The organism is Antarctobacter albus (genome assembly GCF_900101505.1).
Lineage (GTDB): Bacteria > Pseudomonadota > Alphaproteobacteria > Rhodobacterales > Rhodobacteraceae > Antarctobacter > Antarctobacter albus.
In genome coordinates this window covers 109,518-115,659 of record NZ_FMZI01000004.1, presented here as the reverse complement: position 1 = coordinate 115,659, position 6,142 = coordinate 109,518, and the positions used below count along the sequence as shown (strand labels likewise).

Genomic DNA, 6,142 nt, shown 5'->3' with positions numbered 1-6,142 from the left:
AAGGCATCGATCAGCAGCACCAAATCCGCGCTGTGTTCGGCCAGAAAGGGAAGGTCGGCTGTTCTCATGCGGCCAGAGGAATGAATGTAAGGGCCATCGGAGGCAGGCCGTTCTGGCGCCGGGCACAGCCTTGCGATGCGACGATCTGATTTTTCCGGTCTGCCAGAGCCATTTTCCCTGTTAGTGCAAAAACCGCCTGGTTTCCATCCGGATCATGGTCTCGGGCGGTCAACGGCTGAGCACCTGATGTCCACGGACCGTTTGCCTGGCTGAGGACATTCGCGTTTCTAACGAGTTTTCGGGCGACGCCTATGATGACGACTTTGTGTGATTGCCCGGCGCCTCGAAGGCGGCACGCGAAGGCGGGTGCTGTTCGATCGGAAATCAGGCGGATAATCTTGATAATGGTAAAATAAATGAGGCGCGGCGCTGGGTTTCTGATACATAAAGATCGCCCAATATGCTTCAAGCACGAGGTGCACTTCCGACAGTGCGGAAGCCGAAGCAACTGTCAATTAGACCTATGCCTCATCAGGGTAGGTTTCGAACTCCGTACTGATCTCGTTACCTCAATCCCGCAGAAGTTCCGACGAGGCGGAGAGTTCCAGGCGATAAGGCGGCACGTTGTCTGATGTCTGTGAGCCAATCGCGTTGTGTCGTCGCGATGGTGTCACTGGCCCGTCATCATGAAGCAGCCGGGAAATTCCCGCTTCCGGCGATCCTGCGTTGGGGGAGGATCAAGTTCGGGTTCAACAACCCGGTGCTGGTGGACGGCGAGAACGGCATCATCGCGGGGCATGGCCGGGCGCTGGCGGCGCGGAAGCTGGGCCTGGAGCGCGTGCCGGTCATCGAACTGGCGCATCTGAGCGCCACCCAGAAACGGGCCTATATCTTGGCCGACAACCCGCTGGCCGAGAATGCCGGCTGGGACAGGGATCTGCTTTCGGTGGAACTGGCGGATCTGGATGAGCTTGGGATCGAGTTGGGGGATCTTGGCTTCGACGGCGCGGACCTCGACGCGCTGCTTGGGCATGGCGAAGCCAACGCGCGGGAAGAAGAAACGCCCGAACCGCCCACCCATCCTGTCTCGCGCCCCGGTGATCTTTGGCGTCTCGGCAACCATCGCCTGCACTGCGGGGATTCGACCGATGCCGTGGCGGTCGAGCGGTTGCTGAACGGTGTCGCGCCGCACCTGATGGTCACCGACCCGCCCTATGGCGTTGACTACGATCTCGGCTGGCGGAACGCCACGGGCGCCGCGAAGACGCAGCGCACCGGCAAGGTTCTGAACGACGACCGGGCCGACTGGCGGGAGGCCTGGGTGCTCTTTCCCGGCGACGTGGCCTATGTCTGGCACGGCGCGCTGCATGCTTCGACGGTGGCCGAGAGCCTTGTCGCCAGCGGCTTCGAGATCCGAAGCCAGATCATCTGGGCCAAGGAACGGCTGGTCCTGTCCCGCGGACACTTTCACTGGCAGCACGAACCCGCCTGGTACTGCGTCCGCGGCAAGGCACATTGGTCCGGCGACCGCAAGCAATCGACGCTCTGGACCATCCCCAACCGCGACCAGGACGCGACGACGGTGCATGGCACGCAGAAACCGGTGGACTGCATGCGCCGGCCGATCCTGAACAATTCCAGCCCCGGGCAGGCCATCTACGAGCCCTTCGCAGGATCTGGGACAACCCTCATTGCCGCCGAGAGCACCAAGCGGTCCTGTCTCGCGATGGAACTGGATCCGGCCTACGTCGATGTCTGTCTGATGCGCTGGCAGGCCTTCACCGGGCAGCAGGCGGTGCTGGAGGGGGATGGGCGCAGCTTGGCCGAAGTGTCGGCGGAACGCCGGGAGGTGGCGGCATGAGCCAGTCCCGCGCCATGTCCGCCATGGAGGCCCTGATCAATGTCACCGTCGGCTGGAGTGCGGCCCTGGCCCTGCAGTTGACCGTCTTCCCTCTGGTCGGTCTTCATGCCAGCCCCGGTCAGCATGCAGCCGTGAGTTGCGCCTTCACGGCCTTGTCCTTCGCCCGCATGTACCTCCTGCGCCGCCTCTTCGCGAGACTGGTCTGATGGCACGTCCCACCATCACCCTGACCGATGACCAGGTCCACGAGGTCGAGACCCTCGCCGCGCTGCTGAACCAGGACCAGATCGCCGATTACTTCGGGATCTCCCGGACCACGTTCAAGGCGATCCGGGAACGGGACGCGGAGGTTGCCGTCCGCTATAAAAGGGGCAAGGCCAGGGCCATCGCCCATGTCGCCAACGGTCTCCTGCAGAAAGCCCGGGCCAGCGACACCACCTCGTCGATCTTCTACCTAAAGACGCAGGCCGGCTGGCGCGAACAAGCCCCGCCGGAGGACATGGGCAATGACTATGCCGGACTGTCCGACGAGGACCTGATCGCGCGCTTCCAGGCAGTTGAAGTGCAGTTTCGAGAGGCCGTGGGCTCGGCGGGTCCTTTCGTTCTTGATGCGCCCGACACGCCGGAGGCGCGATCCTGATGGGACGCAAACACAAGCCCAAGCCACATACCCTTGCACGAACCTCGCTCTCGGCGCCGCCGCGCTGCCCGGCGCATCTGAACGAGGTCGCCCGCAAGGAATGGCGCCGACTGGCGACCCCGATGTACGAGGCGGGCATCCTGACGCTGGCGGACCGGGCCGCGCTGGCAGCCTATTGCCAGGCCTATGCCCGCTGGGTCGAGGCGGAGGAGCGGCTGAAGGAGACCCCGGCGTTGCTCAGAACACCGAACGGTCATGTCCAGCAGTCGCCCTGGCTGACGGTGGCCAACAAGCAGATGGAGCTGATGGCGCGCTACATGTCGGAACTCGGGCTGACGCCCTCGGCGCGGACAAAACTGCGGCAAGACTCCGAAGCCCAGAAATCCGAGCCGGTCACCTTCGTCTGGCGCACGATCCTGGACCCCGGCGACGAAACCGGGACAATCGAGCACGAGAAAACGCTGGAACTCCCGAACCGGGATGGTTGAGCCTCCCGTTCGCTACACTAACCAGCTGTTCCGATGTACAAAACTGCCAAACGAAGGGTGCGCAGGTCTGTACATGGGGATCGGGAAGATCATCGCCTACGAGCGCGTCTCCACGGCCCGGCAAGGTCGCTCCGGGCTTGGGTTGGAGGCGCAGCGCTCGGCCATCGAGGCCTTTGCCGCGTCACGCTCGGCGGGGGTCCTCGCCCGCTTCACCGAGGTGGAAAGCGGTAAACGCAACACCCGCCCCGAACTGGACAAGGCCCTCAACCTCGCCCGCCTGACCGGCGCCACCCTGGTCATCGCCAAGCTCGACCGCCTCTCCCGCAACGCGGCCTTCCTGCTCACCCTGCAATCCAGCGGCGTCGGCTTCGTCGCCTGCGACATGCCCGAGGCGAACGACCTGACCGTCGGCATCATGGCCCTCGTCGCACAACAGGAGCGCGAGGCCATCTCGAAACGCACGAAGGAGGCGTTGGCGGCGGCAAAGGCCCGTGGCGTGAAGCTGGGCAACCCCAACGGCGCGGCGGCGCTACGACGAGCCGGCAGGGGTGGCGTGGCGCTCAGGGCGACTGTGACGAAGAATGCAAATACCTTCGCCGAAGACCTGCGGGAGGTGGTGGAAGCGATACAGTCCGAGGGTTACACCACGCTGCGTGCCATGGCAGATCAGTTGAACGCTCGCGGCATCCGGACCCGGCGCGGCGGGCGCTGGCATGTCTCGACCGTCAGGAACCTGCTGAGGCGGCTGGAGTCCTTACCATGACCGTCCAAAAGGGTGATCCCGTAGCAGCAACGCGGAGCGGCGAAAGGCCTGTAGATTTCTATGCATATTCGCCGAGCAGTTCCGAGAGGACGACGCCCCGCACAAACGGCGCCATTCCGGCAGGCCCGGAAGCGCGATCTTTCACATGGATGCAAAGGTTCGGCCGCAGCCCCGCGATCACGCCGATCAGGTCGCCGCGAACGCGGTCATCAAGTCCGGCGCCCATCACGACCGTCGCAATGTCCGGTTCGCTTTCAAGCTGGCTGACCACTTCGTCCCGATTGTGAGCGCCGAGCCATTGGACGGGCAAGTCTTCGAGTTCGCGCGCCACAGTCTCCACCACCGCCGGAAGGCGTCCTACAAGCAATACGACTGGTTTCATTACCTCTCCTCCTATTGCGGCCCCGCCGGGCGTCTGCGCCAGACATCTTCTTCAGCAACAGAATGAGCCCAACTTCGCGCCACTCATCATACGATCAAAATGACGACCCTTCATGTGAACCAGAGAACAGTGATCTCCGGCCTCGAACCAAATATCGTCCAGTCCATGCATTTCGGTGTCCATCACCGTCGGAACGCCGTAGGCCACGCCTACCGGCGGCGCTGCTCCGACTTCGCAATCATCGAATACCTCCGCCAGTTCATCTTCGGGGGCGAGGCCGATACGGCGATCCATCATTGCCTGAAGCCGGTGTAAATCGACCATCCGGTAGCTTGGAACCACGGCGATGAATGGTGTCTCTTCCGAATGGATCAAGACGGATTTGGCCAAATGGTCGCCGGGAACATGCGCTATGTGCGCGGTCTCACTGGCGGTCACGGTTGGCTCATGCGTGACAATGTCGAAAGGTAGAGCCTGAGCTTCGAGGTGCATTTTAAGACGATGGGCAATAGGCATGTCGGCCTCCTGTGGAAAGGGGCGCCAGTGCCGCGCGGTTGTCTACAACGACGAGAGGCGCAACCGAGGCGCCGATGGTGTTGAACAGGTCCTTGGAAGTATGTCACCGAAACCCCTTCCATCGCAAGAATGGTGTGACGGTCGTGACCCAAATGGAATGGGTTTCGGGGTTGGGTTGAGGGCCCGTGCCGGCCGATACTCGCTCGGTTCTGGCGGAACTGCTTCGGGCTGATGTTCGTGTCCCAGAGCTGGAAGCGACGGGTCGAAGGGGGCGGCCAGGCCGTTGGCGATGGCATCTCGACGAGATCTTCGAGAAGATCAACGGTGAGAGGCATTGTCTTTGGCGGGCCGTCGATCACGAGGGCGAGGTGCTGGAAAGCTTTGCGAAGAAGAAGAAGCGGGACAAGAAGGCCGCTTTGAAGCTCCTTTGGAAAGCGATGAAGAAGCATGACCGGTAAGACGCCCTGGTGACGGACAAGCTCCGTTCCTATGGCGCCGCCCTTAAGGAAATCGGGGCCGAGGACCGACAAGAAGCCGGCCGTTGGCTGAGCAATCGCGTGGAGAATTTCCATCTGCCGTGTCGACGACGCGAGCGGACGATGCTCCGGTTCCGGTGCATGCGAAGTTTGCGGATGTTCGCCGCCGTCCATGCCTCCGTCTACAACCATTTCAACCAGGACCGCGGCCTCTCGAGTCGGGAGATTTTCAAGGCCAACCGCGCCGCCGCTCTCGCCGAGTGGAGCGGTCTTTCTGCGGTATAAGGGACAGCTATCCTGTCCTTGCTGAGACGAGTTCGAATTCGTCTGACACCCCATGGACTAGTGCCCCAAGCGATGCCCCAAGGTTGGCGGGGTTATCACACTGAGAGTCTCAAGTATCAGTGTTGCGGCGAGCCAAGGGTTTCCTGATCGCTGATGTGATGCCTGTCCTGACGGCGCCAACCATTTTAGAGGCGGCCCTGCCGACAGGTCCAATGTGCTGTCTGGGCGTTTTAGCTCGGTTGTCTGATTGGGACCCGGCAAGCGGACTTCATCAAGGCCAGCGGTCAGATCCGCCGCGCGCAAAGGCCGGACAAATGACCGCAACCTGCTTCGATCCACTCCACTCAAGAAATCCCTTGCAAAACTGGAGCTGTCCACGAATGACACCACATCTCAGCAAGACCGGCGCCGAGCTCTTGTTCGAGCTGATCTCCCAACGATACGAGCGCGGCTCCATCCTGATAACTTCGAACCTGCCCTTCGACGAATGGACGGAGACCTTCGGAACAGAGCGCCTGACAGGCGCCTTGCTTGACCAGCTGACCCACCATGTCAGCATTCTGGAGATGAATGGCGACAGCTATCGCCTCGCACAGAGCAAGGCCCGGCGGAAAACCTGAACCGCATTCGGATTGCTCCTTGCGGACCAAGCCGCCTTGGCAACCGTTAGCTATATGGAGAGCACGTTTGCCAAGGCGCCGGTCCCTCCCTGACTGGCCGACTTTTGCTCC

7 protein-coding genes and 2 pseudogenes are annotated in these 6,142 nt (G+C 62.2%); 7 read left to right on the top strand and 2 right to left on the bottom strand.

The genetic code is table 11. The annotated features are described in order from the left end of the window. The first annotated feature begins 631 nt into the window (after positions 1-631). The 5 genes from BLQ71_RS08280 (at position 632) to BLQ71_RS08260 (ending at position 3,752) form a co-directional block, all read left to right on the top strand. The gene (locus tag BLQ71_RS08280) at positions 632-1,861 is read left to right on the top strand and encodes a site-specific DNA-methyltransferase (RefSeq protein WP_074621368.1); all 1,230 of its coding nucleotides are present in this window, start codon (positions 632-634) and stop codon (positions 1,859-1,861) included. Continuing rightward, positions 1,858-2,067 (top strand): DUF7220 family protein, encoded by a 210-nt coding sequence (locus BLQ71_RS08275; protein WP_074621367.1) that lies wholly within the window; start codon positions 1,858-1,860, stop codon positions 2,065-2,067. Before BLQ71_RS08280 ends, BLQ71_RS08275 begins: the two co-directional genes overlap by 4 nt. After that, positions 2,067-2,501 (top strand): hypothetical protein, encoded by a 435-nt coding sequence (locus tag BLQ71_RS26765; RefSeq protein WP_229754937.1) that lies wholly within the window; start codon positions 2,067-2,069, stop codon positions 2,499-2,501. Before BLQ71_RS08275 ends, BLQ71_RS26765 begins: the two co-directional genes overlap by 1 nt. After that, positions 2,501-2,989: a phage terminase small subunit P27 family gene (locus BLQ71_RS08265; protein WP_074621366.1), complete on the top strand. Its 489-nt coding sequence runs from the start codon at positions 2,501-2,503 to the stop codon at positions 2,987-2,989. Before BLQ71_RS26765 ends, BLQ71_RS08265 begins: the two co-directional genes overlap by 1 nt. 73 nt (positions 2,990-3,062) lie before the next feature. Then, positions 3,063-3,752, top strand: a complete 690-nt coding sequence (locus tag BLQ71_RS08260) for a recombinase family protein (protein WP_074621365.1) — start codon at positions 3,063-3,065, stop codon at positions 3,750-3,752. 58 nt (positions 3,753-3,810) lie between these two features. On the opposite strand, the gene BLQ71_RS08255 is transcribed toward BLQ71_RS08260, so the two are convergent. Both BLQ71_RS08255 and BLQ71_RS08250 read right to left on the bottom strand, forming a co-directional pair. After that, positions 3,811-4,134: a hypothetical protein gene (locus BLQ71_RS08255; RefSeq protein WP_074621364.1), complete on the bottom strand. Its 324-nt coding sequence runs from the start codon at positions 4,132-4,134 to the stop codon at positions 3,811-3,813. Positions 4,135-4,185: 51 nt separating this feature from the next. Further along, entirely contained in the window at positions 4,186-4,650 is a 465-nt protein-coding gene (locus BLQ71_RS08250; protein WP_043147222.1) for an aminoacyl-tRNA deacylase, read from the bottom strand. Positions 4,651-4,854: 204 nt separating this feature from the next. Here BLQ71_RS08250 and BLQ71_RS26760 point away from each other — a divergent pair. Then, a pseudogene (locus BLQ71_RS26760) lies at positions 4,855-5,411 on the top strand (DDE-type integrase/transposase/recombinase); the annotation flags it as partial. Between the two features lie 392 nt (positions 5,412-5,803). Beyond that, a pseudogene (locus tag BLQ71_RS08240) lies at positions 5,804-6,031 on the top strand (ATP-binding protein); the annotation flags it as partial. Positions 6,032-6,142: the final 111 nt, after the last annotated feature.

Coding starts and splice junctions, on each gene's coding strand:
- BLQ71_RS08275 (WP_074621367.1), top strand. CDS start 1,858: ATGAGCCAGTCCCGCGCCATGTCCGCCATGGAGGCCCTGATCAATGTC.
- BLQ71_RS26765 (WP_229754937.1), top strand. CDS start 2,067: ATGGCACGTCCCACCATCACCCTGACCGATGACCAGGTCCACGAGGTC.
- BLQ71_RS08260 (WP_074621365.1), top strand. CDS start 3,063: ATGGGGATCGGGAAGATCATCGCCTACGAGCGCGTCTCCACGGCCCGG.
- BLQ71_RS08255 (WP_074621364.1), bottom strand. CDS start 4,134: ATGAAACCAGTCGTATTGCTTGTAGGACGCCTTCCGGCGGTGGTGGAG.
- BLQ71_RS08280 (WP_074621368.1), top strand. CDS start 632: ATGTCTGTGAGCCAATCGCGTTGTGTCGTCGCGATGGTGTCACTGGCC.
- BLQ71_RS08250 (WP_043147222.1), bottom strand. CDS start 4,650: ATGCCTATTGCCCATCGTCTTAAAATGCACCTCGAAGCTCAGGCTCTA.
- BLQ71_RS08265 (WP_074621366.1), top strand. CDS start 2,501: ATGGGACGCAAACACAAGCCCAAGCCACATACCCTTGCACGAACCTCG.